At 65.6% G+C, this 26,882-nt stretch carries 22 protein-coding genes, 3 pseudogenes and 1 riboswitch; of the genes and pseudogenes, 13 read left to right on the top strand and 12 right to left on the bottom strand.

The features are described from left to right. The 3 genes and pseudogenes from AB4Z48_RS28480 to AB4Z48_RS28470 form a co-directional block, all read right to left on the bottom strand. Nucleotides 1-158, bottom strand: a pseudogene (locus AB4Z48_RS28480) (carbonic anhydrase); the annotation flags it as partial. 333 nt (nt 159-491) lie between these two features. Beyond that, nucleotides 492-1,133: a glutathione S-transferase N-terminal domain-containing protein gene (locus tag AB4Z48_RS28475; protein ID WP_441620171.1), complete on the bottom strand. Its 642-nt coding sequence runs from the start codon at nt 1,131-1,133 to the stop codon at nt 492-494. A gap of 186 nt (nt 1,134-1,319) precedes the next feature. After that, a complete protein-coding gene (locus tag AB4Z48_RS28470; protein ID WP_441620169.1) occupies nt 1,320-2,228 on the bottom strand; it encodes a LysR family transcriptional regulator in 909 nt (302 codons plus the stop codon). A 139-nt stretch (nt 2,229-2,367) separates the two neighbouring features. Here AB4Z48_RS28470 and AB4Z48_RS28465 point away from each other — a divergent pair, with 139 nt between their 5' ends. The 5 genes from AB4Z48_RS28465 to AB4Z48_RS28445 all read left to right on the top strand — a co-directional run bounded on the left by AB4Z48_RS28465 (nt 2,368) and on the right by AB4Z48_RS28445 (nt 11,161). Beyond that, the gene (locus AB4Z48_RS28465) at nt 2,368-3,033 is read left to right on the top strand and encodes a gamma-glutamylcyclotransferase (RefSeq protein WP_441620167.1); all 666 of its coding nucleotides are present in this window, start codon (nt 2,368-2,370) and stop codon (nt 3,031-3,033) included. A 314-nt stretch (nt 3,034-3,347) separates the two neighbouring features. Further along, complete coding sequence (locus AB4Z48_RS28460) at nt 3,348-4,529, top strand: efflux RND transporter periplasmic adaptor subunit (protein WP_441620165.1); 1,182 nt, start codon at nt 3,348-3,350, stop codon at nt 4,527-4,529. Nucleotides 4,530-4,551: 22 nt separating this feature from the next. Then, complete coding sequence (locus AB4Z48_RS28455) at nt 4,552-7,764, top strand: efflux RND transporter permease subunit (protein ID WP_441620163.1); 3,213 nt, start codon at nt 4,552-4,554, stop codon at nt 7,762-7,764. A gap of 23 nt (nt 7,765-7,787) precedes the next feature. After that, the gene (locus tag AB4Z48_RS28450; RefSeq protein WP_441620161.1) at nt 7,788-9,335 is read left to right on the top strand and encodes an efflux transporter outer membrane subunit; all 1,548 of its coding nucleotides are present in this window, start codon (nt 7,788-7,790) and stop codon (nt 9,333-9,335) included. Nucleotides 9,336-9,595: 260 nt separating this feature from the next. Continuing rightward, nucleotides 9,596-11,161, top strand: coding sequence for an MFS transporter (locus tag AB4Z48_RS28445; protein ID WP_441620159.1), 1,566 nt, complete (start codon nt 9,596-9,598; stop codon nt 11,159-11,161). Nucleotides 11,162-11,264: 103 nt separating this feature from the next. Here the strand turns inward: AB4Z48_RS28445 and AB4Z48_RS28440 are convergent, their stop codons facing one another. From AB4Z48_RS28440 to AB4Z48_RS28430, 3 genes are all read right to left on the bottom strand, one after another. Then, entirely contained in the window at nt 11,265-12,239 is a 975-nt protein-coding gene (locus tag AB4Z48_RS28440; protein ID WP_441620157.1) for a Bug family tripartite tricarboxylate transporter substrate binding protein, read from the bottom strand. Nucleotides 12,240-12,315: 76 nt separating this feature from the next. Beyond that, nucleotides 12,316-13,410 (bottom strand): hypothetical protein, encoded by a 1,095-nt coding sequence (locus AB4Z48_RS28435; RefSeq protein ID WP_441620155.1) that lies wholly within the window; start codon nt 13,408-13,410, stop codon nt 12,316-12,318. Nucleotides 13,411-13,456: 46 nt separating this feature from the next. Then, nucleotides 13,457-15,289: a TetR family transcriptional regulator gene (locus AB4Z48_RS28430; RefSeq protein ID WP_441620154.1), complete on the bottom strand. Its 1,833-nt coding sequence runs from the start codon at nt 15,287-15,289 to the stop codon at nt 13,457-13,459. Nucleotides 15,290-15,488: 199 nt separating this feature from the next. On the opposite strand from AB4Z48_RS28430, the pseudogene AB4Z48_RS28425 reads away from it, so the two are divergent. After that, nucleotides 15,489-16,690: pseudogene (locus AB4Z48_RS28425) on the top strand (acyl-CoA dehydrogenase family protein). A gap of 72 nt (nt 16,691-16,762) precedes the next feature. Here the strand turns inward: AB4Z48_RS28425 and AB4Z48_RS28420 are convergent. Then, complete coding sequence (locus AB4Z48_RS28420) at nt 16,763-17,437, bottom strand: DUF6946 family protein (RefSeq protein ID WP_441620152.1); 675 nt, start codon at nt 17,435-17,437, stop codon at nt 16,763-16,765. A gap of 355 nt (nt 17,438-17,792) precedes the next feature. Between AB4Z48_RS28420 and AB4Z48_RS28415 the strand changes: the two genes are divergently transcribed. From AB4Z48_RS28415 to AB4Z48_RS28405, 3 genes are all read left to right on the top strand, one after another. Further along, on the top strand, nt 17,793-18,575 hold the full coding sequence (locus tag AB4Z48_RS28415; RefSeq protein WP_441620150.1) for a trypsin-like peptidase domain-containing protein: 783 nt from the start codon (nt 17,793-17,795) through the stop codon (nt 18,573-18,575). A gap of 146 nt (nt 18,576-18,721) precedes the next feature. Further along, the gene (locus AB4Z48_RS28410) at nt 18,722-19,045 is read left to right on the top strand and encodes a hypothetical protein (RefSeq protein WP_441620148.1); all 324 of its coding nucleotides are present in this window, start codon (nt 18,722-18,724) and stop codon (nt 19,043-19,045) included. Nucleotides 19,046-19,103: 58 nt separating this feature from the next. Further along, nucleotides 19,104-19,388: a hypothetical protein gene (locus AB4Z48_RS28405; protein ID WP_441620146.1), complete on the top strand. Its 285-nt coding sequence runs from the start codon at nt 19,104-19,106 to the stop codon at nt 19,386-19,388. A 276-nt stretch (nt 19,389-19,664) separates the two neighbouring features. Here the strand turns inward: AB4Z48_RS28405 and AB4Z48_RS28400 are convergent, their stop codons facing one another. The 5 genes from AB4Z48_RS28400 to AB4Z48_RS28380 all read right to left on the bottom strand — a co-directional run bounded on the left by AB4Z48_RS28400 (nt 19,665) and on the right by AB4Z48_RS28380 (nt 23,291). After that, nucleotides 19,665-19,919 carry a translation initiation factor 1 gene (locus AB4Z48_RS28400; RefSeq protein WP_441620145.1) on the bottom strand — a complete coding sequence of 85 codons (255 nt, stop codon included), beginning with the start codon at nt 19,917-19,919 and terminating at the stop codon, nt 19,665-19,667. A 103-nt stretch (nt 19,920-20,022) separates the two neighbouring features. Continuing rightward, nucleotides 20,023-20,244: a translation initiation factor IF-1 gene (gene infA / locus AB4Z48_RS28395; protein WP_441620143.1), complete on the bottom strand. Its 222-nt coding sequence runs from the start codon at nt 20,242-20,244 to the stop codon at nt 20,023-20,025. A gap of 72 nt (nt 20,245-20,316) precedes the next feature. Further along, nucleotides 20,317-20,538, bottom strand: coding sequence for an isochorismatase (locus AB4Z48_RS28390; RefSeq protein ID WP_441620141.1), 222 nt, complete (start codon nt 20,536-20,538; stop codon nt 20,317-20,319). A gap of 522 nt (nt 20,539-21,060) precedes the next feature. Further along, complete coding sequence (locus tag AB4Z48_RS28385; RefSeq protein WP_441620139.1) at nt 21,061-21,330, bottom strand: GTP cyclohydrolase; 270 nt, start codon at nt 21,328-21,330, stop codon at nt 21,061-21,063. Between the two features lie 161 nt (nt 21,331-21,491). Then, nucleotides 21,492-23,291, bottom strand: coding sequence for a methyl-accepting chemotaxis protein (locus AB4Z48_RS28380; RefSeq protein WP_441620137.1), 1,800 nt, complete (start codon nt 23,289-23,291; stop codon nt 21,492-21,494). 319 nt (nt 23,292-23,610) lie between these two features. Next, a riboswitch (SAM-I-IV-variant riboswitch) is annotated at nt 23,611-23,716 on the top strand. Nucleotides 23,717-23,744: 28 nt separating this feature from the next. On the opposite strand from AB4Z48_RS28380, the gene AB4Z48_RS28375 reads away from it, so the two are divergent. From AB4Z48_RS28375 to AB4Z48_RS28360, 4 genes and pseudogenes are all read left to right on the top strand, one after another. After that, on the top strand, nt 23,745-24,185 hold the full coding sequence (locus AB4Z48_RS28375) for a DUF3293 domain-containing protein (protein ID WP_441620135.1): 441 nt from the start codon (nt 23,745-23,747) through the stop codon (nt 24,183-24,185). Nucleotides 24,186-24,211: 26 nt separating this feature from the next. Further along, nucleotides 24,212-24,415, top strand: a pseudogene (locus AB4Z48_RS28370) (methionine adenosyltransferase domain-containing protein); the annotation flags it as partial. Further along, complete coding sequence (locus AB4Z48_RS28365; protein WP_441620133.1) at nt 24,402-25,547, top strand: ADP-ribosylglycohydrolase family protein; 1,146 nt, start codon at nt 24,402-24,404, stop codon at nt 25,545-25,547. The pseudogene AB4Z48_RS28370 and the gene AB4Z48_RS28365, both read left to right, overlap by 14 nt. Nucleotides 25,548-25,588: 41 nt before the next feature. Next, nucleotides 25,589-26,860 carry a DUF445 domain-containing protein gene (locus AB4Z48_RS28360; protein ID WP_441620132.1) on the top strand — a complete coding sequence of 424 codons (1,272 nt, stop codon included), beginning with the start codon at nt 25,589-25,591 and terminating at the stop codon, nt 26,858-26,860. The last annotated feature ends 22 nt before the right edge of the window (nt 26,861-26,882 follow it).

Raw genomic sequence — 26,882 nt, 5'->3', positions numbered from 1 at the left:
TCGCGCTGCGTGAGCAGCTCCGGCACCACCCGGCTATCCGAGCAGGCGATGAACAGGGTGCTGGGGCTCTGGCTGGTGGCCAGGCGCTTGAAGAGGTCCGAGCGCTGGGGGAAGGCGTCGCGCTGGAACTTCAGTACGCCGTCGATGATGTCTTGCATGTTCTTGCTCCGTCGGTTGATCTGGTGTGGATCGGGATTCGATGGAGGAAGAATGGACGCTGGCAGCTATAAGGTCTAAGACTGGTTTGTTATTCGAGCCATAGGCAGGGGCAATAGTTGGGTTGTCTTGCGGATCGGGGCGGGCCTGTCATTCTTTTGTGCAGGGCAGTTAAAGGCTCACCATCGTTTCGACCGGTGAGGGCCCTGCCAGGCGGTGACCTTGTCCATGACCGCGTCGGTTACCGCGTCGCCTGCGTACGGAGATGAGCGACTTCCGGGGAGCGGTTGGACGCTAGAGGCCGGATGCGGCCCCGTCTTGCTTCAGCGTTTCACTCAGAGCGCCTTTTCGGCTTCATGGATGTTGACCATGTCGGTCTCGTCCTTGATTGCCTTGATCGCAGAAGGACGCGCGTTGATGCGTGCGATATAAGCCATGAGGTTCTTCAGATGGCCAATCTGCGCGCCGGAGCGCTCGTGCCACATCGTGGCCCAGACATACGCGTCGGCCACCGTGAATTGCTCGCCGGTCAGGTAAGCGCGGCCATCGGCGAGGCGCTCATCCAGCGTGGTGTATGCGACGACGAGCTTGTTGCGAGTCCACTCCGCACCCTCTTCCGTCTGCAGCTTGCGCATCAGCGGGATGTGCTTCTGCGCAATTTCCGTTGCGATGAACGTGAGCAGCTGATCCAGCTTCACGCGCTCGAGCGTGCCATGCGCAGGGATCAGGCCCGCTTCCGGATGTTGGTCCGCAAGGTACGACGTGATGATGGTCGTTTCGGTCAGCAGGTCTTCCTGGTCGTTGTCGAGGGCGAGGACCGGCACATACCCGAGAGGGTTGACCTCTGCGAAGTTGTCGCCGTTCGACGTGCTCTTGCCGAACACATCGTAGTGAATCAGTTCCGGGTTCAGACCCAGCTCATTGGCAATCAGTTGGACTGCGAGGGAGCAAGTGGCTTGGGCGATGTAGAGTTTCATGATTCGGTCCAGTGGGTTTCGTTAGCGTTGCGCTTCGAACCACCGGGTCCGTCGCGCCAACAGACCCAACTGTAGTGATCGCCCGGATCAGGATAAACAGGTCAAAATGATGCGCTGTGTCTCCGGGTTGGAGACAATACAAAGCAGGAGCGGCCACTGCATCCTCCGGGCCGCAGCTCGACGACGCTAGTCTGTCCGCTGCAAAGCCGCCACGATCTGGTTCAGTACGGCGCGTGTCTTGGCCGGCATTTTCAGGCCCAGCGGAATCATGGCGTGTACAGGAGGCCCGGGCACGTCAGAGCCAGGAAGGATGTGGGTCAATCGGCCCGCGTCGACATGCGGCTGCGCGACGCGGTCATGGATTTGCGCGATGCCGAAACCTTGCACGGCGGCTTCCACCAGAGCGTGACCATCGGCCAGCGCCAGCACGGGATTGAGCGACAGCTCTTTGATATGCGGACCGTCGGCCACCTTCCAAGGCCGCAGCCGGCCAGTGGGCCCTCGGAACACGATGGCGTCGTGGCCAGGCAGGTCTGCCGGCGAGCGAATTTCGGCGCGTTGCTTCAGATAGGTGGGCGCGGCGTAGAGCCCCAGGCGCAAATCGCACAGCTTCCGGACGGTCATTTCGCCATCGTTCGGCAGGGCTCCGATGCGCACGACGATATCCCAGCCTTCGGAGACCGCGTCGGACATGCGGTCGGTGAGCGCGAGCTCATAGCTCAGGCGAGGGTATTTCACGCGGAGTTCGGCAAGCGCAGGAAACAGAAGGCGCCCGAAGCCGGCAGGCAGATCGAGCCGCACCTTGCCCATGGGCTCGGCGCGCCGGGCCGCCAATGCCTGGCCAGCCTCACGCAGTCCTTCAAGCGCAGTCTCCGACGCGATCAGATACGTCTCACCGTCTTCGGTGAGCCGAACCGCGCGCGTAGTGCGCTGAAACAGGCGAGTGCCAAGTGCCGCTTCGAGTCGCTGAACCGACTTGCCGACGTTTGACTTGCTTGTTCCCAATCCCTCGGCCGCGCGCGTGAAGCTGCTGCTTCGGGCGACGGCGACGAAAGCCTCGATATCTGAAACGGAAGCATCCAAGCGATCAGACATTGTGTCCTAACCGGAGACAAAGAGTCCCAGATTAGCATGTTTATCAAGTGGCTTCCGACACCAACAATGCTGCCATAGCCGCGGCATCAGCAGACCGATTCGCGATCCCCCTAGGCCGACTGCGGCCAAGCGAGAGAGCATGTACACGAGAGAATCAATTCATTCAGGAGCCTGGCTGGGGACCTTAGCCCTCCCCAAAGCCCTAATCTGGACCCGCGCCCAGATTGACGCCTCGCTCGCGGCAACGATGCGCGCCAGGCCTCCCGGCGAGGACATCTGGGTCTTCGCCTATGGGTCCCTGATGTGGAACCCATTGCTCACTTTCGACAGGCGCGACGTGGCGACTCTCCACGGTTGGCGCCGCAGCTTCTGTCTGCGGATGGTGGCGGGCCGCGCGTCATCGGACGCGCCAGGAAGAATGCTGGCACTCGAGCAAGGAGGCACCACGCAAGGGGTTGCGCTCCGGTTGACCTCGGTTCATCTCGAGGAAGACCTTCAAGTCCTGTGGGTGCGCGAAATGATCGCGGGCGCTTACGTGCCCACCTGGGCCTCGTTGGCGCTGGCCGATGGCTCCCGGGTGACCGGCATTGTGTTCGTCGCCAATACCGCCGGCATCCAGTACGAGCGGGACGCAAGCGTGGAAAGCGTCGCATCCATCGTCGCCGTCGCCAAGGGATCGTTTGGTTCCAACGCCGAGTACGTCCACAAGCTGGATCGCGCGCTGTTCGACTGCGGGTTGAGGGATGAATACATCGCCGACCTCGCCAAGGCGCTCCGCCAGAAATCAAACGGAACGTCGCCTTAAGCGTCTGCGCGGCACTGTAGTTCCCACATTAGAAACACGTGTGCGTCGCACTGGCCGCCGCACAGCTTCAGGCAATGCAGGTGTTCACCCGTGTCGCTACACACAAGACGCGCCTGGGCTCCTCTTCTTCCAGATTGTATCCATAGGGGACACAAAGTGACCAAGAAACGAGTCTTTATCGATGCTCGCGCGAGAGTAATACTGGTTTCCAAGCTAGAGCCACACCCGCGCGACGTAGCGAATGGATGGAGCTCCTGGACCGAAGCACCCGATTTGCTTTGAAACGACTTTAAGACGGAAAAGGAATCTGAATCATGACTACCAATCGCAAGAAACTCACGATGGCAGTTGGGATGCTGCTTGTCGTGGGTGTGGCGGGCCTGGCGCTCACCCATGGCAGCGACGGCTCGGTGGCGAGCGCTACGGCTGCCTCCCCTGCACCCGCCGCGCCAGCCATCGATGTAGACGCCGCCACCGTGGTGAGCCAATCCATCGTGGAATGGCAAGACTACTCGGGCCGGCTAGAAGCCATCGACAAGGTCGAGATTCGTCCGCTGGTGCCTGGCAAGATCGTGGCGGTCCAGTTCAAGGACGGCCAGCTCGTCAAGAAGGGCGACTCGCTCTTCACCATCGACCCGCGCCCCTATCAAGCTGAAGTCGACCGTGCTGCCGCGCAACTGGCTGCTGCCGAGGCACGCGCCAGCTACACCTCCAGCGATGCAGCCCGTGCCGACCGCCTGATCGAAAGCAACGCCATCGCCCGCCGGGACTTCGACGAGAAGCACAATGCCGCGCGCGAAGCATCGGCAAGCCTCAAGGCCGCGCGTGCCGCGCTCGAGGCAGCCAGGGTGACGCTCTCGTACACCAACGTCGTGGCGCCGGTAGCAGGCCGCGTGTCGCGCGCCGAACTGACGGTTGGCAACATCGTATCGGTGGGCGCCGGTGCGCCGCTGCTCACCACGCTGGTGTCGGTGTCGCCGATCTACGCCTCGTTCGACGCCGACGAACAGACCTACCTGCGCACGCTGCGTCGCGGTGCCAATTCGCCGATGCCGGTTGAACTGGGCCTCGCTGACGAAGCGGGCTACTCGCGCAAGGGCGTGATCGTCTCGGTCGACAACCATCTCGACACCACGTCCGGCACCATCCGCGTTCGCGCTCGTATCGACAACGCTGACGGCGCGCTGGTGCCGGGCCTCTACGCCCGCGTCAAGGTCGGCGGTGGCCAGGTGCAACCCGTCGTCATGGTTGACGACGCCGCCATCGGTACGGACCAGGCCAAGAAGTATGTCCTCGTGGTCGACGCAAGCAACCGCGTGCAATACCGCGAAATCACCCTGGGCGCGCTCCATGAAGGCTTGCGCATCGTGGCAACCGGTCTGAAGCCGGGTGAGCGCATCGTCGTCAACGGCGTCCAGCGCGTGCGCCCGAACGACACCGTCAAGGCGCGCAGCGTCGACATGGTGAGCGCAGGTAACACCAAGTCGGCAGCCTGATACGGGGCAACGGAGTCACATCATGAACATCTCTAAGTTCTTCATCGACCGGCCCATCTTCGCGGGCGTGCTGTCGGTGATTATCCTGCTTGGCGGCGTGATCTCGCTCTTCAAGCTGCCCACGGCCGAATACCCGGAAGTGGCGCCGCCTTCGGTGGTGGTGCGTGCGCAGTATCCAGGCGCCAATCCGAAGGTCATCGCGGAAACCGTCGCCTCGCCGCTCGAAGAGAAAATCAACGGCGTCGAGGACATGCTGTACATGCAGTCGCAGGCCAACAGCGACGGCAACATGACCACCACCGTCACGTTCAAGCTCGGCACCGATCCGGACAAGGCTGCACAGCTCGTGCAGAACCGCGTCAACCAGGCGATGCCGCGTCTTCCTGAAGACGTCCAACGCCTGGGTGTAACCACGGTCAAGTCGTCACCGACGTTGACCATGGGCGTGAACGTTGTCTCGCCGAATGGAAAATACGACCTGACCTACCTGCGCAATTACGCGCTCATCAACGTCAAGGACCGGCTCGCCCGTGTGCCCGGCGTCGGTGAGGTCGCGCTGTGGGGCGCCGGTGACTACTCGATGCGCGTCTGGCTCGATCCGCAGAAGGTGGCCCGCCAGAACATGACGGCCACCGACGTGGTCAAGGCGATTCGCGAACAGAACGTGCAGGTGGCGGCCGGTATCATCGGTGCATCGCCGATGGCCGCAAACGTGCCGATGCAGCTGAGCGTAAACGCACAAGGTCGGCTTAAAACGGAAGAGCAGTTCCGCGGCATCATCCTCAAGACCACGCCTGAGGGTGGCGTGGTGCGCCTGTCGGACGTAGCACGCATCGAACTGTCGTCATCGGAGTACGCACTGCGTGCGATGCTCGATAACAAGGATGCGGTACAAATCGTCATCTTCCAGCAGCCGGGTGCGAACTCGCTGCAGATTTCGGATGACGTGCGCGCCATCGTGGCCGAACTGCAGAAGGACATGCCCGACGGCGTGAAGGCCGAAATCGTCTACGATCCGACGCGCTTCGTGCAGGAGAGTATCGACGCGGTGGTTCACACGCTGTTCGAAGCCATCGCGCTGGTGGTGCTGGTGGTCATCATCTTCCTGCAGACCTGGCGTGCTTCGTTGATTCCCCTGCTGGCCGTGCCCGTCTCCATCATCGGCACGTTCACGCTGATGCATGCGTTCGGCTACACCATCAACGCATTGTCGCTATTCGGTATGGTGCTCGCCATTGGTATCGTGGTCGATGACGCCATCGTGGTCGTGGAAAACGTCGAGCGCAATATCTCGGCAGGTTTGTCGCCTCGTGCGGCTACGTACAAGGCCATGCAGGAGGTGAGCGGGCCGATTATCGCCATCGCCCTGACGCTGGTAGCCGTGTTCGTGCCGCTGGCTTCGATGTCGGGCCTGACCGGCCAGTTCTACCAGCAGTTCGCCATGACGATCGCCATCTCGACGGTCATCTCGGCATTCAACTCGCTGACGTTGTCGCCGGCCCTGGCTGCGCTGCTGCTCAAGGACCACCACGCATCGAAGGACCGTCTGACCCGCGTGATGGACCGCATCCTCGGCCCGTTCTTCAACGGCTTCAACAAGGTGTTCCAGCGCGGCTCGGAATCTTACGGCAAGGGCGTGGGCGGCGTGATCCAGCGCAAGCTCATCATGTTCGTCCTATACGGACTGCTGCTGGCGCTGGCCCTGTTGATGGGCAAGATTGTGCCGGGCGGTTTCGTGCCGGCGCAGGACAAGGACTACCTGGTCAGCATCGCGCAACTGCCGGCCGGTGCTTCGCTGGACCGCACCGAAGACGTGGTGCGCCAGATGGGTGAAATCGTGCTGAAGCAACCGGGCGTGGTGCATGCCCCGATGTTCCCGGGCTTGTCGGTGAATGGCCTCACCAACTCGTCGAGCAGCGGCCTGGTGTTCCCGGTGCTCAAGCCGTCGAAGGAGCGCGGCCCTGGCGAATCGGCTGCGGAGATTGCTGCCGCGCTGAACGCCAAGTTTGCCCAGATCAAGGGCGCGCAGATCGCCACGTTCCCGCCGCCACCGGTGTCGGGCCTGGGTACGCTGGGTGGTTTCAAGCTCCAGCTCGAAGACCGTGGCGCACTTGGCTACGAAGCGCTCAACGAGGCGACGCAGGCATTCATCAAGGCCGCCTCCAGGGCGCCGGAACTGGGCCCGATGTTCACGAGCTACCAGATCAACGTGCCGCAACTCGACGTCGACCTGGACCGCGTGAAGGCCAAGCAGCTCGGCGTGCCGGTGACCGACGTGTTCGATACCATGCAGATCTACCTCGGTTCGCTGTACGTGAACGACTTCAACAAGTTCGGTCGCGTGTATCAGGTGCGTGCCCAGGCTGACCAGCAGTTCCGCGCCACCGCCGCCGACATCCTGCAACTCAAGACGCGCAACGCCGCCGGTGAAATGGTGCCGCTGTCGTCGCTGGTGAAGGTCACGCCGACCTATGGTCCGGAAATGGTGGTGCGCTACAACGGCTTCACCGCAGCAGACATCAACGGTGGCCCGGCGCCCGGTTACTCGTCGGGCCAGGCCAAGGCCGCCATCGAGCGCATTGCCGCCGAAACGCTGCCGCGCGGCATCAAGATGGAGTGGACCGACCTGACGTATCAGCAAATCCTGGCCGGTAACGCCGCCATGTGGGTGTTCCCCATCAGCGTACTGCTGGTATTCCTGGTGCTGGCCGCGATGTACGAAAGCCTGACGCTGCCGCTGGCCATCATCCTGATCGTGCCGATGAGCATCCTGTCGGCGCTGCTCGGTGTGTGGCTGACCAACGGCGACAACAACATCTTCACGCAGATTGGCCTGATGGTGCTGGTGGGGCTATCCGCGAAGAATGCCATCCTGATCGTGGAGTTCGCTCGCGAGCTGGAAATGCAGGGCCGCACCATCATGCAGGCCGCCATCGAGGCGAGCCGGCTGCGCCTGCGCCCGATCCTGATGACCTCGTTCGCTTTCATCATGGGCGTGATTCCCCTGGTGATGTCGACCGGCGCCGGCTCGGAAATGCGTCGTGCGATGGGCATCGCGGTGTTCTTCGGGATGCTGGGCGTGACGTTGTTCGGCCTGCTGCTGACGCCGGTGTTCTACGTGGCGCTGCGCAAGATGGCTGGTAGCAAGCCGATTGTTGACAAGCACCACACGCATGCCGAACCGCTGCACGCTGGGCACCCGCTGCACGTCGTCAAGTCGGCTTCGGCGCAATGAACAGGGAAACCAAGGAGATCATCATGAACTCATCCATGACCCAATGGCTGAGCAAGGGCTCGATGTTGCTGGCGTCCCTGCTTGTTCTGGCCGGCTGCTCGCTGGCACCGACCTACAACAAGCCTGCCGTGCCTGACGGCGCCGGCACCAGCTTCAAGGAGGCGCCGGCTGACTGGACGCAGACCACGCTGAAGCCGGCGGAAGCCGGCACCTGGCAGACCGCCAGGCCGTCCGAGGAACTCTCGCGCGGCGAATGGTGGACCATCTTCGGCGACGACAAGCTCAATGCGCTGGAACAGCAGGCGCTCGAGGCGAATCAGAACCTGGCTGCCGCCGCCGCGCGGCTGAAGGAGGCGAGGGCCCTGAACCAGGCTGCACGTGCAGGCCTGTTCCCCACGCTCGACGCGGGCTTCGGCCCGACACGCCAGCAGGTGTCTGGTGCCTCGCTGCGCCAGCCTGACGGCACCACGATCCCGCAGCAGACGTTGTGGCGCGCGCAGGCCAGCGCCTCGTACGAAGTCGACCTGTTCGGCCGCGTGGCATCGTCGGTGGACGCAGCCAAGGCGGACATGCAGCAGAGCGAAGCGCTGTTCCGCTCGGTGCAGCTCGCGTTGCAGGCCGACGTGGCGCAGAACTACTTCACGCTGCGCGGTCTCGATGCCGAGGCTGAAGTGTTCGCCAACACGGTGAGCCTGCGTGAACAGGCGCTCAAACTGGTGCAACGCCGGTTCGACGAAGGCGACATCGGCGAACTCGACGTCGCGCGCGCCAAGGCGGAACTAGCCACCGCACGCTCCGATGCGATGTCGGTGCAGCGTCTGCGTGCGGCGTCCGAACATAGCCTGGCCGTCTTGCTCGGCAAGACGCCTGCCGAGTTCTCGATGCCCGCGGCGCCCATCGAAGCCGTCAACCTGCGAATCCCGGCAGGCCTGCCGTCGTCGCTGATCGAGCGTCGTCCGGACATCGCCGCCGCCGAGCGCGCAATGGCTTCCGCGAATTCGCGGATCGGCATTGCAAAGGCGGCATTCTTCCCGTCGCTCACCATCACGGGCGTGGGCGGATTCGAGTCGGCCACGCTGGGCGACCTGTTCAAGTGGAGCAGCCGCGCGTTCCTGCTCGGGCCGCTGGCCGGCACGTCGCTGAACATCCCGCTGTTCGATGGTGGTCGCCGTACCGCCAACCTGGCCAATGCGCGCGCCGCCTACGAGGAAGACGTGGCGAAGTACCGTCAACAGGTGCTGACCGCATTCCGCGAGGTGGAAGATGGTTTGTCGGACCTGCGCATCCTGGAAGGGCAGAAGCAGACCCAGGCCGAGGCGGTGCAGTCGGCTACGCGAGCCGCGGATATTTCGCGCATGCAGTACACCGAGGGTGCCATCAACTTCCTTGATGTCATTGACGCTGAGCGCACTGCGCTGCAGACGAAGCGGGCAGCGGTGCAATTGCAGAGCGTGCAGGCCGCGGCCACGGTGAACCTGATCCGCGCGCTTGGTGGCGGTTGGGGTGATGCTTCGGTTGCGGATAGCGCCAAGGCAGACGAGCCGAAGGAAACCAGCGTCGTGAAGCGCTGATTCAGAAGTCCGCGATTGTTTCGATTCTGGATACGGTGAGTCGCCATTCGAAGCCTTTATCCAGGAGGCGTCAAGCGCTACATTTCCGCCTTCCTGCGCCGCCGACATGCGGCCAATCGCTGCGGTGAGCGGCACGCGCAATCTCCCTCCCGCCAAACACGCATCGTTGGATTCTGCACCCAACCGCCGTTGGCGGATCGCACCCAGATTCGAGCATCTCGATGCCATTGACGGCATCCAATCCATTATCAAAGTCACCAATGAAATCGCCAGATTCCTCAACTGACAGTCACGCTTCCGAGCGCGGCAAACCTCTCATCCTGCTAGCGGTCTGCATGGCCGCAATCGTGCTGCCACTAAGCTTCACCGGCGGTGCAGTCTCCACGCCCGCCATCGGCCGCGAGCTCGGCGGCAGTGCGGTCTCGCTGACCTGGATCACCAACGCCTTCATGCTCAGCTTCGGCAGCCTGCTGATGGCGGCCGGGGCGCTGGCCGACGTCTATGGCCGCAAGCGTTTGTTCGCCATCGGCATCGGCTTCTTCGTGCTCACGTCGCTGGCACTCGCTGCCGCGCCGTCGGTCGCGTGGCTCGATATCCTGCGTGCCGTCCAGGGGATTGCGGCCGCTGCGGCACTGTCCGGCGGTACCGCAGCACTGGCGCAGGAGTTCGACGGCCACGCGCGCACCCGTGCATTCAGCATGCTGGGCACGAGCTTCGGCATCGGCCTCGCCTTCGGCCCGCTCCTGGGCGGCGTGCTCATCGATGCGTTCGGTTGGCGCTCCGTGTTCCTGTCGACGGCCCTGGTTGGCGCAGCTGCCATGCTGTTCGGCGTGCCGCGCATGCGTGAGACCCGCGACCCCAACGCGCAGGGTCTCGATTGGCCCGGTACCATCTCGTTCACCGCCACACTGGTCCTGTTCACGTTCGCCGTCATCCAGGCACCCGAAAGTGGTTGGTCCAGCGCGCTTGTCGCGGGTTCGCTCGCTGCCGCGGCACTGACGCTGGCCATTTTCATCTATGTCGAATCTCGCTCGGCGCGCCCGATGCTCGACCTGAGCCTGTTCCGCATTCCGCGCTTTGTTGGTGTGCAGATGCTCCCCATCGGCACGTGCTACAGCTACATCGTGCTCGTGGTGATGCTGCCGCTGCGGTTCATCGGCATCGAAGGCATGAGCGAAATCGATGCAGGCATCCTCATGATTGCACTGTCGGCACCGATGTTGGTTGTCCCCGTGCTGGTCGCCACGCTGACTCGCTGGGTCTCCGCCGGCATGCTCTCGGGCATTGGGTTCCTCATCGCCGCAGTTGGCCTTCACTGGTTCAGCCAGATCGACGTCGGCGCTGCCGGCTTTGCCGTGGTGGGGCCGATGCTTTTGATTGGTATCGGCGCTGGCATGCCTTGGGGCCTGATGGATGGTCTCGCAGTGAGCGTGGTACCCAAGGAACGCGCGGGGATGGCAACGGGCATCTTCAATACGACGCGCGTGGCGGGTGAGGGGATCGCTCTCGCCACGGTCAGCGCTGTCCTGGCTGCCATTGCACAGGTCAGCCTGAGCGCGGTGCCGGCAGAAGCCGGATCGACTGCCGGGAAGGTCAGCGAAGCGGCACAACGGCTCGCTACCGGAGACTTGGCGCACGCTGCCGAGGCGCTGCCGCAAGTCAGCCACCAACTGCTGGTCGCCGGTTACGGAGACGCCTTCCGCATGCTGCTGCACGTGCTGACGGTCATCACCGTCCTGTCGGCTGTCGCGGTATTTGGCTTCCTCTCGCGCACGCCACAGCAAGCCGGCGCGCTGGCTACTGAAGAGCTGGGCTCCAACGCCTGACCTTGAACAACAGACCTGGCTTGCGCATACCAAGCCAGGTCTGTTGCTCCGCTGTAACCCTCAATACTCTTGCGTACGTCTGCGCAACGCTGTGCGCAAAGTCTCAATTCGCCTGCACACCAGCCTGCCTCATCACCTCCAGCCACTTAACACCCTCCCGCGCCGAGAACTTTGTGAACTCATCTGGCGTGAGCTTGCTCGCAAGCACGCCATTGTCGTTCAGCCGCCGCTGTACGGCAGCTAGCGTGGAAGCATCCCGCATCGCTTTATTAAGCCGCGCAACCACCTCGGGCGGCGTCCCCTTGGGTGCCCACATCGCATACCACGATGTAACATCAAAATCCGCTAACCCCGATTCAGCAATCGTGGGCACATTAGGCAGCGAGTCGATGCGCGCGGCAGAGGTCACGGCCAATGCCCGCAACTTCCCGCCCTTGATCAACGGCACGGCACTGGCCACCGACGCATAGAGGACGTCGACATGCCCGCCCGTGACGTCGGTCACGGCCTGCCCGGTCCCGTTGTAGGCCACGTGAGCGATCCGCGTGCCACTGCGCAGATTGACCAGCTCGCCAACCAGATGCGGCAACGACCCAAGCCCGCCAGAAGCAAACGTCAGCTTGCCGGGGTTAGCCCGCGCAGTATCAAGCATGTCCTGAAAGCTGGTGAGCTTCGACTGCGCCCCCACCACAACCACCATAGGCGCAAAGCCAAATACGCCCACCGGCGTAAAGTCCTTGGCCGGGTCAAACGGCAGATGCTTGAACATCCCGGGGTACATGACCTGGATGGACGCATTGATCAACACGGTGTACCCATCCGGCTTGCTGATCGCGACCTCACGCGCCCCGATGGTGCCCGCAGCGCCTGCCTTGGGTTCGATGACAACGGACTGACCAAGCAGCTCACTCATTTCCGGCGCGAGCAGGCGGCCGAAGAGTTCGGTGGTGGTGCCGGCCTGGTGCGGGGAGATGAGGCGGATGGGCTTGGTGGGGAAGTCGTCCGCGGCAAGCGCGCGGGTTCCCGTGAGGGCGGTGATGGCGAAGGTGGCCAGCCAGACAAGGTGCTTGAGTTTCACGGCGGTCTCCGATGGCGATGGGTGATGCGTCGGCTTGGTTGCGGCTTGCTGGATGGCCTTGGGGCTCACGGCTATCTCAAAACTTCCCCGGCTTCCCCCGCGGCGCAATCTCCCACTCAAAGCCCGCATCCCCCTCATCCAGCCGCCGCCTCACCTTCAGCGCCAGGTGCCGGTTGTGCGCGCTGAGCGCGCCGTCGAGCAGGCAGTTCCATGCATCGAAAGCGGCGCCGTGCAGGTTGCCAATGCCGGACATGAGCTTCCAGCTGGTCTGCCGCACACGGGGATTGCCGCCGCCGGTGAGGAGTTCGGCTTCGTCGCCCTGGGCGCGCGCCAGCGCCACCATGAAGCGGGCGAAGTCCATGGCGTCGCCGTGGTCGGGCAGGCCCATGGCGGCGGCGGTCTCGCTGTAGAACTGCATGCCGATCAGCTGGCCGGTGATGCCGCCGAGATAGGCGGCGTCGAACGGGCCATGCAGGCCGATCAGTTCGGGCAGCGCGGTGCGCACGTATTCCATCGCGTAGTTGCGGCGCGCTTTCTGCAGCCGTTCCGCCGGCCAGTTTGCGGTGAGCAGCACTGGCGCCTGCGCGGAATCGAAGTCGGGCGCTTCTTCGCCGCGCGCGAAGCGCAGGCGTTCGTCGGGCGTGATGTCGTGGTCGTACTCGCAGTAGTAGCCTTCGAGCCCGGGCTGCCCATCCATGGTCTGCTTGGTGCAGACGAAGCCCAGGCGCTGCGTGCCGAGCGACACGCCGTTGTGCGCGTGCCAGCCGCGCAGCACCGCGCGCGAGACTTCGCCGGGAATGGCGCAGACGGCGGTGCCGTGCCAGGCCCAGCGCGGCGGCGCGTAGCGTACCCAGGCTTTCTGCGGCGATTCTTCCATGTACTCGACCCTGACGCCGCCGATGGCGTTGGAGAGGTAGTGATAGCGCGCGGCCGCCACGGCGGGCGGCAGGCCTTGCAGGCCGAGTTTCTCCAGCCCGGGGAGGAAGCGCTCGAGGTGCTGGCGGCGGAAGATGTGGAACACCAGCTCGGCCGCTTCGCGGGCGCCGCGGCGGGTGACCATGGTCATGACCAGGCCGGTGAAGTAGGCGTGGTACCACTCGGCCACGGCGGACCATCTGGCGGCGTCGGGTGCCGTGGTGCCGGCTTCGGTGGCCATGTATCGCGTTTGCATGCGTGTCTCCAGTTCTATGTTTTTTGAGAGCGAGCCGCTGCTGGCTTCAGCCTGTTTCGCGCGCGACTTTGGAGCCGGTATCGGCCAGCGGCCGGTACGTCTGCATCAGGCCGGACACGACGAATCCCGCCAGTTGCGATGCAATGCGTTCGCGGTCGGCCGCGGTCTCGCCGGCGCGTGGCTGGTACCACATGGTGGTGCCGTTGATGGCGCCGAACAGCGGCTTCACCGCCAGGCGTGGGCTTTGCTGCGGGAGATCGCCGGCATCGATGGCTTGCGTGATCACCTGCACGAACAGCTTCTCGTAGTGGTCGCGCAGCCCGATCACTTCCTTGAGCTGCGCGCGCTGCTCGTCGGTCACGCGGTCCATCAGCTGCGCCTCCAGCCCCTGCACCGCCAGGCGCTGGTAGGAGAGATGCTTCATCACCTGCAGCGAATGCGCATAGGCCATGCGGTAGAGCCGGTCGATGGCGCGCGCGCCCTGCTGCTGCGCGATCGGCGTGATCGTCTCGATATTCATTTCCATGGCGCGGCGGTACACCGCCACGAACAGGTCGGCCTTGCTGCGGTAGTGGTAGTAGATGCTGCCCTTGGTGACGCCGATCACATCGCCGATGTAGTCGAGCGTGGTGGCGTCGTAGCTTTGCTGGGTGAAGGCATTGGCGGCGGCATCGAGGATCTCGCTGACGCGGCCGTGCGTCTCGCTAGTGCGCGCCGTGGCCGTGGCCGCGGATGCGGGCGTGGGAGTGGATGGACTCTTGCGCATGGCGCGCATGCCTCCTTTTGTGGTGTGCGATGAAGGGGCGATGGCGCCGGCCAGCAGCGCTGTTTGCGCTTGCGAGGCGTTGGCACCCGCTGCGGCCTGCTGCATACGCCGCGCGCGCAGCAGCGCTTGCATGCGCGCGGCATCGGCGGCGGGATGGCCGCCGGCGATCTGCACGGTGGCCGCCATGACGCGATCGGCGCATTCGTTGGCCGACAACATCGCCATGGCGCTGAGCAGCAGGATGTCCTCGCCCTTGTCGGTGGCGCGTGCAGCCTCGTACAGCATCATGCGTGCGGCCGAGATGGCGGTGGCGCACGACGCCAGCGTGATTGCCGCGTGCGATGGCGTGGCGCCGCTGTCTTCCAGCTGCACGACGCGGCAGGCTTGCTCGTACGCGGCTAGGCAAAGCCCGGTGGCCTGCGCCGCGGCCGCAATCCGGCGCCATGCGGCCGAGCACGCCAGCGCGGCGCCCGCGCTTCCCGCTGCGCCGAGCAGGCGCGACGACGGCAGGCGCGCGTCCAGCGTCAGTCGTTCGCCTGCGATGTCGTAGCCATCTTCATTCCCGATGTCGATGCCGGCCGTGTCGCGCGGCACGATGAAGGCGGACAGCTGTGCCGGACCCCGTTCACGAGGCTGGGCAGCAAACACGACGAAGGCGCCGGCCAGCTCGCAAGCGGCCGGCGCGCGCCCCGTGCCGCGCAAGGCCCACGCCTGTGCATCCGGGATGGCGCTGAAGCCAGCATCGCCCGCGGTGTCGTCGTCGGACCCGACCAGCAGGGGCGGCAGGGTGTCGCCGTCGCCAAGCTGACCCAGCCATGCCTTCTTCTGCTGGTTGCTGCCAAGTTGCAGGACCGGGGCGGCGCCCGCCAGCACGGCGGCCAGCAGCGCGGCTCGTTGCGTGGAGGAACCCGAGAGCGCCTCCACCGCGGCAACCACCGCGCTGACCGATGCGGTCAGGCCAGCCTGGGGCCGGGGCCGGAACATCTTGAGCAGCCCGCACTCGCGCGCCTCGGCAGGCGAGAGCCGCGTGCCGGCGTCGGCAGGCAGTTCGCGTGCCTGCGCTTGCCAGCGTGCGGCGGCAGGGTCCAGCGAGGGGCACCAGATCAGCGTCATCGATGGTCTTCCGGGAGCGCTTCCATGAACATACGCATCAGTATGCTAGGTAACGGAGCTGGATAAGGCAAGCGTGGGATCCCTCGTGAAATCCCTATCAGACGGGGCTTACGGTGAAGAATGGTGAAGATGCTCGTTGGTTTACATACTCATGCGTATGAACTACGCTGAGTCGCATCCACTCTCTCAGGGACGCGATATGAGCCGACATGCCTTCTCGCCGACGCACCAGCGTGACTTCCTTGCATGGCCCTTCTTCGATCCCGGGCACCGTGCCTTCGTGCAGGACGTGGATGAGTTTGCGGATGGGGGCGCGCTCGACAATGTCGATCACCGCCAGGTCGACGCATCGTGCCGCCGGCTGGTTGCCGGGCTGGGCAAGGCCGGTTTGCTGCGCGCGTGCGTGCCGGCTGCGTATGGCGGCCTGGCATCCGGGATCGAATCGCGCCGCCTGGCACTCGCGCGCGAAGCACTGGCGTATCGCGACGGGCTCGCCGATTTCTCATTCGCCATGCAAGGCCTTGGCAGCGGCCGATCAGCCTGGCCGGCTCCGAAGCGCTCAAGGCGCAAGTCTTGCCCAGCGTGATGCGCGGCGAGCTGATTCCCGCCTTCGCCCTGTCGGAAAAGGAGGCGGGCTCCGACGTCGGAGCCATGTCATGCAGCGCGCGCCGCGACGGCGCGCACTACGTGGTGAGCGGCGAGAAGACCTGGATCTCCAACGGCGGCATCGCCGATATCTACGTGCTGTTTGCGCGCACCGGCGAAGCACCCGGCACGCGCGGCATCTCCGCCTTCGTGGTCTATCCGGACGACCCGGGCTTCTCCATCGCCGAGCGCATCGACGTGATGGCGCCCCACCCGCTGGCAACGCTGCGCTTCGATGCCATGCGGATTCCCGCGGACCGCCTGCTGGGCGGGCCCGGGGAAGGATTCAAGCTCGCCATGCGCACGCTCGACATCTTCCGCGTCTCCGTGGCCGGCGCCGCGCTCGGCTTTGCCCGCCGCGCCTTCGACGAGGCGCTGGCGCACGCCAGCTCACGGCAATTGTTCGGCGCCGCCCTCGCCGAGATGCAGCTCACCCAGGCCAGGCTCGGCGAAATGGCCGCGATGATCGATGCCGCCGCCCTGCTCACCTACCGCGCGGCATGGCAGCGCGACGTACAGAAGGTCCCGACCACGCGCGAGGCGGCAATGGCGAAGATGGTCGCCACCGAGAACGCGCAAGCCGTGGTGGACAGCGCGCTGCAGCTGTTCGGCGCGCGCGGCGTGCAGGTCGGGGGCATCATGGAGAGCCTGTACCGGGAGATACGGGCGCTGCGGATCTATGAGGGCGCGACGGAGGTGCAGAAGCTGATCGTGGCGCGGGATGTGCTGCGGGGCGGGACGGGGACCCGCCAATAGGGCGCCGTGCAGCCTCTTGCCTGGCAGTACATCCAATGCCCGCAAAAGGCTCCGGCGTCTGCGCCGCCCCCCCTACCGCTCAAGATACCGCGCCGCCCCGCAAATCCACCCCAGATGCAATTCCGTCTTCGCCAGCCTCCCCGCGCCATGAATGTAGTTGGGCCTGGCATCCACATCGAACAGGGCGGCAAAGGCGCGGTAGTCTTCAAACCAGGCATTGGTCGGACTGAACGAATGCACGAGCATCACGGCGTGATCGGCGTTGAAGCGCTCCGCTTCCAGGATGGCGGAGGCGGTCCTGTGGAGTAGCTGGTACCGGATCGACGAGGGGACGGCCCGCAGGCCGAGCGTATGCGCGAGGAAGTCGAGGCGCAGGTGCTTTCCGGGCGATGCGGCTTCGAGCCACTCCGCCACGGTGCGGTCGAACGGTTCCGAGACTTTGCCTTCGACGGCAATGGAGATGAGCTGGTCGTCGCGCTTGCCGAGCACCCAGATGTCGTTCTGGGATTGGGTGATGCCGCCCGGCAGCGCGACCTGGTGCTCGGGGATGCCCATCAGCATGGCCGTGCCCCGCAGGACGGGATTGGCTTCGATGGCATTGGCGATTTCGGCGGGGAAGCCGTCGGCGTCCTGCCAGCAGTGCGCGAGCGTGCGGGCCGGGTAACCGGTCTTCCAGTGCTTCACCGGCTCGGCAAGGAAAGGGGCCCAGTCATCGGCCACGGCGGCCGGGATGTAGATTCTGCTCATGGCGCGTCCTCCTGCGGCATGGCGCATCGCGCTGGCGCGCTGTGGCCATCGGAGGCAACGTAGCAGGAGGCGGCATGGGCCATCTGTTCGGTTGCCCATAGAGAGACGGAGAGACCGTCGCGGCGGCGAACGCAGCCGTCGGGCCTTCGATTTGTGATCGTTGAGGACTGTGGCTCGCCGCTGCTGCGTGGAGACCGGCGCTGCATCTGCTGCGTTTGACACGTCAGGCCCGCATCTATATAACCGATCGGGCGGGCTTCTCCTTCGCGTGCCACCGCATTCCGGATTGCCGTAATCCGCCTTTCCCCGTCGTGCGCGGGATTCACCCGCGCGACGACACGCACTCCAGGCAAACATGGTCGAATCCATCCTGCTATGCGCAGTCCGCGTTTCGTCCTTCGAGGGCCAGCAAGGCCTGGCCAACGCCAGCGGCTTTTTCTTCGAGCGCGGCAAGCATCTGTTCGTGGTCACGAGCCGCCACGTTTTCTTCGACGAGCCCACCGGCCACCACCCTGACCGCATCGAGATCGAGCTGCATCGGGAGGCCGGCAACATGGCCAATTCGATCGGGTTTTCGATCCCGCTGTATCGCAACGGCCTGGCGGTCTGGCGCATCGGCGAGGACGGGGGCGGGCCGGTGGACGTGGCGGTGGTGGAACTGGAGCGTACCGCGCTGCCGGCGGGGCTGGTGTATCGCGCCTTTACGCCGGATCACCTGGCCCAGCCGTCGGACCATGTGGAGGTAGGCGATTCGCTGCTGATCGTCGGCTTTCCGCTGGGGTTTCACGATGCCTTGCATCACCTGCCGGTGGCGCGGCAGGCGGTGGTGGCTTCGGCGTTCGGGATGCGTTTCCAGGGGCAGGGCTTCTTCCTGACCGACGCGCGCACGCATCGCGGCACCAGCGGTGCGCCGGTGGTGATGCGCATGCGTGGCACGCGCGGCAAGCGGCATGATCTGCCGTGGCTGCTGCTGGGGGTGCATTCGGCGCGCTTCGATGTGGGTACGCGCGACCTGGACGAGGACGAGGCACTGGGCCTGAATTCGGCCTGGTATGCGGACATGCTGATGACGCTGACGACGGAGTCGGGCGGTGCCGCGGGCAAAATAAGATCGTCGAAGCCCCCTGCTTCGGAGTAGAGTGGGATACCTGGGCCAGGAGGTGGGCAATCCTGGTGTGTTACTGTCGCCAGCCTGCCCGGCGTCCCGATCGCGGCTGGATGCCGGCGCTGCCTTGCCTGCCGCGCAGGCTCCGCCGCCTGGCGGGGCACGGTGCAGGGGTGCCAATGTTAGATCTCGTCGCTTTCATCAAGCCGGTGCTCGACGAAATCACGGGCCAGGACGTACGTACCTGGCCGGTGAGGCAGCATGCGGTCAACGCCAACTGGCAGATTCCCGATACCAGCAGCTGCGCCTGGTCGGCCAGGAAGGTGGAGATCGAAATCGCGCACGAGGCCGCGGAGCAATTGCGTTCCGCGGACCAGCGTGCCTTATATCAACTGCAGCGCGGCCTGGACCGCTTTCTGCGCGCACGGCTGGGCTCCCGGAGCCCGGCAGGCTGCTCGGACGGGGTGATCGTGATCGTGGTCGATCGCCTGGTCCCGTTCTAGCCGGCGTGCGCCAGGGACGGAGTGGCCACAGGCAACGCTGCCGCATGGAGCAAACTACGTGAACAATACGCCTAGCGCGAGCTACAAGGGCTTTGATCTCTACCCCCTGGTCTACAAGGTCCAGCCCACCCAGTCGTGGCCCCGCGCCAAGCCGGATCGCAGCTTTACCGCGTCCGTGGTGATCTGCCGCGAAGGCTATCGGCCCGGTGGCGAGCGCACCAAGGTGTTCCGTCTGGAAAGCGAAGAGTGGGAGAACATCGGCACCGCGCGCCGTGGCGCGGTCAAGTTCGGCGAGGACATCATCAACGGCCTGATCGCCGGTGAGTCGGTGACCACGCTGTAGTCCTGCTGTCTTGTCGATCTGCCGGGTTGCCCGGCGGCACACATTGGCACCTTCGGCACCATCGGTGCCGATGCGTGCCGCGCATTTGCTCGCAACGAGCGATGCGGGCCGGTGCGGATGCGCCGGGCTGGCAAGCCAGGGCGGCCATGCCATGGATCTGAATCTTGTCGTTCCCGCGCCTCGTTCCGGCGGCGTCATGCCGCAATGAACGGGACCGGGCGGGAATGCCGGGTGTGACGGTGGCGCGGCGATGGCCGCGACCTGGCCCGCCTGGCCTCAGACGCTGAAGGCGGGGCTGCCGTAGCGTTCCAGCAGTTGCTCCAGCACTTCGAGCTTGTCGGTGCGGGGCGTGCGGTCTTCGATGGCGCGCGAAGGGCCACCGTAGGTCGCGGTGACGTGGCGGCGCACCGTCAGCAGGTCATCGGCGGGCGCTTCGCGCGTGACGGCGGGGCCGGGCACGTGCTGGTAGCTGCCTGCGACCCATCCGTTCGGCGTCAGGTGCATTTCTTCCCATTCTTCACTGACCGACATTCCGTTTCCTTTTTCACGTTGATGAGTTGATGCTGCGAGGGGTGCGCCCCGGCCGCGGGCATGGGCGCCGCGGCTTGTGCGCGTGTTGTCCTGCGCGCCGGCGTCAGAACTTGTGGCGGTAGTTGATGCGGCCCTTGGTGAGGTCGTAGGGCGACATCTCCAGCGTGACACGGTCGCCGGCCAGGATACGGATGCGGTTCTTCTTGAGCCGCCCGGACGAGTATGCCCACACCTGGAAGCCGTTCTCCAGGATCACGCGGAAGCGATTGTCGGGCAGGACTTCAGACACTTTGCCGCCAAATTCCACCAGTTCTTCTTTTGCCAAGGATGATGCCTCTCTAGGTTGGGTGGCGTGCGGGCGCGGTGCAGCGCACCGGCCATGCACGCCGTGGTGTCATTACTGCAGGCGCATGCCCGCGGCGGCGCGCTCGGCGGCAAATCGCGCGGCCTGCTTGGCCTGCGCTTCGGTGCCGTGGGTGGCGTGGCGCATCGAGACATTGGCGACGATGTGTTCGGCACCGCTGCGGTATTCGCTGATCATGTACGTGGCGAACCACACGCCGGGTTGCTGCTCGATGGGGTACACCGACACGGTGTACGGGGATGCTTTGTGTTGCAAGGTATGTCCTGGATCTGGGCGGACGATCCGAGGCGCGCCTGCGCACGCACTGTGCGCGACGGGTTCTCTTCGGTAGTCGCTCGCCGTATGGATTGCCCAGCGCCGTCGTTGCCGCGCACATGCGCGAAAAAAGGGGGCTGGCGGAGAGTGGACCGTGCCTGCGCTGTCTGCACACGCGGATAGCCCTGCGTGGCGCTGCGGAGCGGCTTGTGCCGCGGGTCGGATGGGTGAGGGGCGTGTATTCGCCCTGAATTTGCCGGGTGCTTTGCCCGGCTATTTGGCCACTGCGGCGGGGAGCCCGCCTGCTATCGCGGTGAGGCGCACGGCTAGCGCCAAGGCTGCCGGCAAGCTTGCATCGACGCACGTTCGCACATCGGCAAGACGGCAGATCATAACACCGATCGCGTTATGCTGCCGAATGGGGGTGTGGCGTGGCGCATGCGTCTGCCCGGCGCGATGTCGTGCGGCGGGTTGCTCCGGGTCGCCGTTTGGTTGCTGACTATGGCCGCTGACTATGGCCGGCTACTTGTGCGCAACGGAAGTGGACATGCCATCGATGACGGTTCGCGCATGGGTCACTGCCAGCGCGATGGCGTCATGCGGCGTGCGGGCGGTCTGTTGCTCCAGCGGCGGCACCAGCCGCAGCGATCCGCTGTCGCGGCTGACCTGGGTGATGGTGACGGTAGCCAGGAAGCCCGCGAGCGCGGACGCATTGTCGGGATTGCCGTCAGAGGCACGGCGCACGATGGCGGATACCTTGAACCCCTTATAGATCGCATTGTTCTGAGACATGATGATCTCCTTTCTCCGTTGAGCATACGCCGCTTGCACGGATAAGTACGATTTACTTTGGGGCGCGCGGCGTGGCGCCGTGGTGCCTCGCGGGCTTGCCCCGCTTCCCGCACCGCTTCCCGCACTGCTTCCCGCACCGTTGCCCGCCCGCTCTCGCTGCGCTACTCCAGCCTGAACTGCCCCACCACGCCCGCGAGCCCGCCGGCCTGCGCCTGCAGCGCGGCGGCCGCGGCGGTGGACTCCTCCACCAGCGCGGCGTTCTGCTGCACCATCTGGTCCAGCTGGCTCATCGCGCGGTTGACTTCCTGGATGCCGCGCGTCTGCTCGGCCGCGGCGCTGGTGATCGCGGAGACGATGCCGGTCACCTTGCTCACATTGCCCACGATCTCGCTCATGGTGTCGCCGGCGCGGCGCACCTGGCCCGAGCCGGAGCTCACGCTGCCCACGGTCGACTCGATCAGGGTCTTGATCTCCTTGGCGGCCTGGGAGCTGCGCTGCGCGAGCGCGCGCACTTCGCCGGCCACGACCGCGAAGCCGCGGCCTTGCTCGCCCGCGCGCGCCGCTTCCACCGCCGCATTGAGCGCGAGGATATTGGTCTGGAAGGCAATGCCTTCGATCACGCCGATGATGTCGGAGACCTTCACCGCCGCGTGCTCGATCTCGCCCATGGTGCGGATCGCGTCGCTAAGCGCGGTGCCGCCGCTGGCCGCCACGCGCGAAGCGGCGATGGCGGATTCGTCGGCCTGGTGCGCGGAGCTGGCGGACTGCCCCACGGTGGCGGTGATCTCCTCCATCGAGGCCGCGGTCTGCTGGAGGCTGGCGGCAGCGCCCTCGGTGCGGCGGGACAGGTCGACGTTGCCGGCGGCGATCTCGTCGGCGGCGGCGCGCACGGATTCGCTGGCGTCGCGGATCTGGCGCATCACGCCGACCAGCTTGTCGGCGAAGGCGTTGAACGCGCGTGCGATCTGCGCGACTTCATCGCTGCCGTCGGCAGGCAGGCGCTGCGTGAGGTCGCCGTCGCCGGAGCCGATGGCGCTCATGGCGTCGCGGATCTGCGAAAGCCGGCGAAACGAAACGGCGGTCACGCCGGCCACGATGGCGGCGGCCACGCAGGCAATCACCAGCAGTGCCAGCAGCGATGCCATCAGCACGGAGCGCATGCCGGCGGTCGCCTCGGCCTTGTCGAGCGCGATCACGGCGATCCAGTCGGTGCCGGCAATCTCGCGCGCGCGCAGCAGCTTGGGCTTGCCGGCCACCTCCACTTGCATCGGCGTGGTGGCGCCCAGCAGCGGCGCGAGCTTGTCGGCGTCCAGCGCGGGCACCAGCTCGGCGATGGGTTTGAGCGTGAGCTTGTCATCGCGGTGCGCGACGATCTGCCCGCCCTTCGTCACCAGGATGCCGAAGCTGCCCGGCGTGGGGTGGATGGATCTGACGTTGGCGATCACGCTGTCCATCGCCACGTCGCCGCCCACCACGCCTTTGACGCTGCCATCGCGCACGATGGGCGCGGCAAACGTCACCACCAGCTTGCCGCTGCTGGCAGCCACGTAGGGCGCCGTCACGATCGGCTTGCCCGCGGCCACGGCCTGCTTGTACCAGGGCCGGGCGGTCGGGTCGTAGTCGGGCTTGAGGCCGCTCGCATCCGAGAAGCGATGGCTCCTGTCGGGGAAGCCCACGTAGACCTTGATGAAGCCGCCCGCGTCGGACACCTGCCTGAGCGCGGGAATGGGATCGGGCTGCAGCGCGGCGTCCTGCAGCGAACTGATCATCTGCGTATGGCTGGCGACCCAGTCCGCAATGGCGTCGGTGTGGCCGGTCTGCACGGCGGCCAGATTGTTGTCGATGGCATCGGCGTTATACGCGCTGGCCACGACATGGTTGAGAACGGCGTTGACGGCTAGCGCCGCCACGACGATGGCCACGGATAGGGCCACGATGCGTGCGCGGAGGGAGGAAAGCATGTGATGGATTCTTCTCTGGTTGGCCCGGGTGGGGCAAGGGGGCTGCCGTGGCTATTACGGTAGGGATGTGGCGGACTTGAGCGCATTGCCGGGACGCACCACGCCGGTGCCAAAACGCGTTCGGAATGCCGGATAAACGGCGGTTTTCGCGGTCGGATTCCCGAGCGCGCGGGGTTTGTCCGGCTGCCTCTGCCCGCGCCACCCCGAAGACATGGCGCGTCTCTTCGCGGGTCCGCTTCGCGTTGCTGCCCGCGCGCTTCGCACCTCGCGCAACCGGCCGGGCGCCCTTGACACCCCCGGGGCCCGCATGTTTCAATCCGTCCCACATTCTGATTTGGGTCGACGCCCATGCCAACCTGCCTTCCCGGGCAAGGTGGATCGCGAGAGCGGATGTGGCTCCTGGAGGAGCAAGCAAGCGGGCAATGCGTCGACCCTCCTTTCACGGAGGGTTTTTTGCTTTCTGGCGCCGGCAATTCAAGTATCGATCCGAAGATCATCCAGGCTTACCGGGAGACGCACTATCACGTCCGCGGCGCGACGCCACTCACGCTGAACGTGGGCGAACCCAATCCTGCGCTGGCCGCGCTGCATGCGGCGGCGGGCGTGGACTGCAGCGCGTTCATCACCGCGTGGAACCCCTTTAGCCAGCAGGAAGACGATCCCGCCGCCAATGCGGTTCGCCAGCAGGCGCTGGTGCGCGAACTGACGCAACTGGGCCTGCGCTGCATCGACGGCATAGGCCAGCATCCGACCAACGGCTGGGATGGCGAGGAGAGCTTCCTGGTGCCCGGCCTGTCACTGGATGCGGCCAGGGCGCTCGGGGCGCGGTACGGGCAGAATGCCGTCGTCTGGAGCGGTGCCGATGCCGTGCCGCAACTGATCCTGTTGCGATAGCGCCCGCGCCGCCTGTGCGGGCTTGCGCCGCGGCGCTGGCGAGTGAATTCGACCTGCGCCCGCAAGGCATCATCGAGACGCCGGATCCGCTGCGCCCGATCTACTATCCAACTGCGGCGTACGGCCATTTCGGGCGCGAAGACCTGGGCCTGCCGTGGGAAGCCGTGACTGAACAAAACAAGTCTGAACAAAGCAAGTCTGAACAAAGGAATCTGCATGAACTCGCCTGATTGGATGCATCGCGTGATGCCCAGCCCTGCGGCCAACGTTACCGCACAAAGCCGCTTTCGCGGCTGCCTGCTCGGCGGCGCCGTCGGCGATGCGCTCGGCGCGCCGGTGGAATTCATGTCGCGCGAGGAGATCGTGGAGGAGTTCGGGCCGCAGGGCATCACCGGCTACGCCCGCGCCTACGGTGGCTTCGGCACCATCACCGACGACACGCAGATGACGCTGTTTACCGCCGAAGGTTTGCTGCGCGCCTGGGTGCGCGGCAGCGGGCGTGGCGTGGGCAGCTATACCGGGGTGACGGCGCGCGCCTACCTGCGCTGGCTGCAGACGCAGGGCATGCAGCCCGCCGCGACGATCAGCATGGGTGGCGCGCCGGGCTGGCTGTTCCAGCACAAGGCCCTGCACAGCCGCCGCGCGCCGGGCAACACCTGCCTTGCCGCGCTGGCTGCGATGAACAGCCTCGGCGAGCCCGCGCGCAACCACAGCAAGGGCTGCGGCGGCGTGATGCGCGTGGCGCCCGCGGGTCTCTTTGTCTGGCGGCGTTCCCAGCGGCGCTCCCCCGAGCAGGCATTCGAGCTCGGCACCAAGCTGGCCGCCCTGACCCACGGCCACCCGACCGGGTCGCTCACCGGCGGCGTGCTCGCCGCGATGATCGGCGAACTGGCGGGCGGCGCGACGCTGGCCGCCGCGCTGGACGCGGCCAAGGCCTGCCTCGCCACGCATCCCGATCACGAGGAAACGCTGCAAGCCATCGAACAGGCCGAGGCGCTCGCCGCCGCCGGCGCCGCGCATGACGACGCCATCGCCGCGCTTGGCGAAGGCTGGGTCGCGGAAGAAGCGCTGGCCATCTCGATCTATTGCGCGCTGGTCGCGCGGGATTTCCGCCATGGCGTGGTGCTCGCGGTGAACCATGACGGCGACTCGGATTCCACCGGCGCGATCACCGGCAACCTGCTGGGTGCGTTGCTGGGCGAGGAGGCGATTCCCTCGCATTGGCTCGAGCCCCTGGAGCTGCGCGAAGTGATCGCCGAGATCGCCGAAGACCTGTGCGCGTTTCCCACCTGGGATATCGGCATCGATTCGAAGGATGAGAAGCTGGTGCAGCGGATTTCGACGAAGTATCCTGCCTCCTGACCGCCCTATTCCGCACCATTCCGCACCATTCTGGACCACGCATGCAGCAAGAGAAGGAACTCCGCTCCGCAAAGCGCAAGGCGCTCGCGCTGCTGTTGCTCGCCTTCGCCGTCTTCGTCGCCACGGTATTGCTGCCGCATGGCTTTCTGACCGACTGGGTGCGCGCGGCGGCGGAAGCCGCCATGGTGGGCGGCCTGGCGGACTGGTTCGCGGTGGCTGCGCTGTTCCATCGCATCCCGCTGCCGGGGCTGGCCGGGCATACCAATATCATCATCCGCAAGAAGGACGATATCGCCGACGGCCTTGCCACCTTCGTCAGGGACAAGTTCCTCGACGTGCCATCCATCGTCGCGCTGATCGGCAAGCACGACCCCGCGCAGGTGGTGGCGCAGTGGCTGGCGTCGCCGGCCAACACGCGGGAGATCGGCGATGTGGTGGCCAGGGCGGCCGGCACGCTCCTCGATGTGATGGACGAGAAGAACATCCAGAAGCTGATCCGCAACGCCGCGCACACCATGATCGGCAAGGTGGACTTGTCCCGCTCGGCCGCCACCATCCTGGAGAGCCTGACCGAGAACGGACGCCACCAGGCGCTGCTGGACGAATCGCTCGCGCAGCTGATCGCCCTGCTGAACCAGCCGGCCACGCGCGCCTTTATCTCGGAGCGCATCGTGGAGTGGCTCAAGAGCGATCACCCCAGGAAGGAGCGACTCCTGCCCAGCGAATGGATCGGCAGCAATGGCGCCGACCTGATCGCCGCCGCGCTCGGGCGCGTGCTGGGGCAGGTGGAGGCCGACGACAGCCACCAGCTGCGCAAGGCGTTCGATACGGCCGTGCAGAAGCTGATCGCGCGCCTGAAGGACGATCCCGCCTTCCATGCCAGGGCGGAGCAGATCCGGCAGCAGCTCAGGGGCGACAGCGCGCTCAATGCGTATATCGGCAGCCTGTGGACGGACTGGTGCCGCTGGCTCAAGCAAGACCTCGCTCGCGAGGACTCCGTGGTACGCCAGAGGGTGATGGAGGCGGGGCACTGGATCGGCGCGGAGCTGACGCGCAACACCGCGTTGCGCGCCTCGCTCAACGATCACCTGCGCGACGCGGCGCGCGGCATGGCGCCGGATTTCGCGGATTTCATCACGCGCCATATCAGCAGCACGGTACGCGGCTGGGATGCGCGCGAGATGTCGCGGCAGATCGAGCTGAACGTCGGCCGCGACCTGCAGTACATCCGCATGAACGGCACGGTGGTGGGCGGGCTGATCGGGGCCGCGCTATACCTGCTGGCGCAGTTGCCGGGGTGGATCGGACGGTAGCGGACGCGCCGCCAGGCGGCGG

The sequence above is a fragment of the Cupriavidus sp. 2TAF22 genome (genome assembly GCF_052115045.1).
Taxonomy (GTDB): Bacteria; Pseudomonadota; Gammaproteobacteria; order Burkholderiales; family Burkholderiaceae; genus Cupriavidus.
Note: the sequence above shows the minus strand (reverse complement) of the source record. Positions and strands in the feature narration are given on the sequence as shown.

What these genes read in the sequence shown, in the direction of transcription:
- AB4Z48_RS28430 (WP_441620154.1), bottom strand. Translation starts at nt 15,289, where the DNA reads ATGACGCTGATCTGGTGCCCCTCGCTGGACCCTGCCGCCGCACGCTGG.
- AB4Z48_RS28465 (WP_441620167.1), top strand. Translation starts at nt 2,368, where the DNA reads ATGTACACGAGAGAATCAATTCATTCAGGAGCCTGGCTGGGGACCTTA.
- AB4Z48_RS28400 (WP_441620145.1), bottom strand. Translation starts at nt 19,919, where the DNA reads ATGTCGGTCAGTGAAGAATGGGAAGAAATGCACCTGACGCCGAACGGA.
- AB4Z48_RS28380 (WP_441620137.1), bottom strand. Translation starts at nt 23,291, where the DNA reads ATGCTTTCCTCCCTCCGCGCACGCATCGTGGCCCTATCCGTGGCCATC.
- AB4Z48_RS28385 (WP_441620139.1), bottom strand. Translation starts at nt 21,330, where the DNA reads ATGTCTCAGAACAATGCGATCTATAAGGGGTTCAAGGTATCCGCCATC.
- AB4Z48_RS28445 (WP_441620159.1), top strand. Translation starts at nt 9,596, where the DNA reads ATGAAATCGCCAGATTCCTCAACTGACAGTCACGCTTCCGAGCGCGGC.
- AB4Z48_RS28470 (WP_441620169.1), bottom strand. Translation starts at nt 2,228, where the DNA reads ATGTCTGATCGCTTGGATGCTTCCGTTTCAGATATCGAGGCTTTCGTC.
- AB4Z48_RS28410 (WP_441620148.1), top strand. Translation starts at nt 18,722, where the DNA reads ATGTTAGATCTCGTCGCTTTCATCAAGCCGGTGCTCGACGAAATCACG.
- AB4Z48_RS28415 (WP_441620150.1), top strand. Translation starts at nt 17,793, where the DNA reads ATGGTCGAATCCATCCTGCTATGCGCAGTCCGCGTTTCGTCCTTCGAG.
- AB4Z48_RS28420 (WP_441620152.1), bottom strand. Translation starts at nt 17,437, where the DNA reads ATGAGCAGAATCTACATCCCGGCCGCCGTGGCCGATGACTGGGCCCCT.
- AB4Z48_RS28455 (WP_441620163.1), top strand. Translation starts at nt 4,552, where the DNA reads ATGAACATCTCTAAGTTCTTCATCGACCGGCCCATCTTCGCGGGCGTG.
- AB4Z48_RS28365 (WP_441620133.1), top strand. Translation starts at nt 24,402, where the DNA reads ATGAACTCGCCTGATTGGATGCATCGCGTGATGCCCAGCCCTGCGGCC.
- AB4Z48_RS28475 (WP_441620171.1), bottom strand. Translation starts at nt 1,133, where the DNA reads ATGAAACTCTACATCGCCCAAGCCACTTGCTCCCTCGCAGTCCAACTG.
- AB4Z48_RS28435 (WP_441620155.1), bottom strand. Translation starts at nt 13,410, where the DNA reads ATGCAAACGCGATACATGGCCACCGAAGCCGGCACCACGGCACCCGAC.
- AB4Z48_RS28450 (WP_441620161.1), top strand. Translation starts at nt 7,788, where the DNA reads ATGAACTCATCCATGACCCAATGGCTGAGCAAGGGCTCGATGTTGCTG.
- AB4Z48_RS28360 (WP_441620132.1), top strand. Translation starts at nt 25,589, where the DNA reads ATGCAGCAAGAGAAGGAACTCCGCTCCGCAAAGCGCAAGGCGCTCGCG.
- AB4Z48_RS28460 (WP_441620165.1), top strand. Translation starts at nt 3,348, where the DNA reads ATGACTACCAATCGCAAGAAACTCACGATGGCAGTTGGGATGCTGCTT.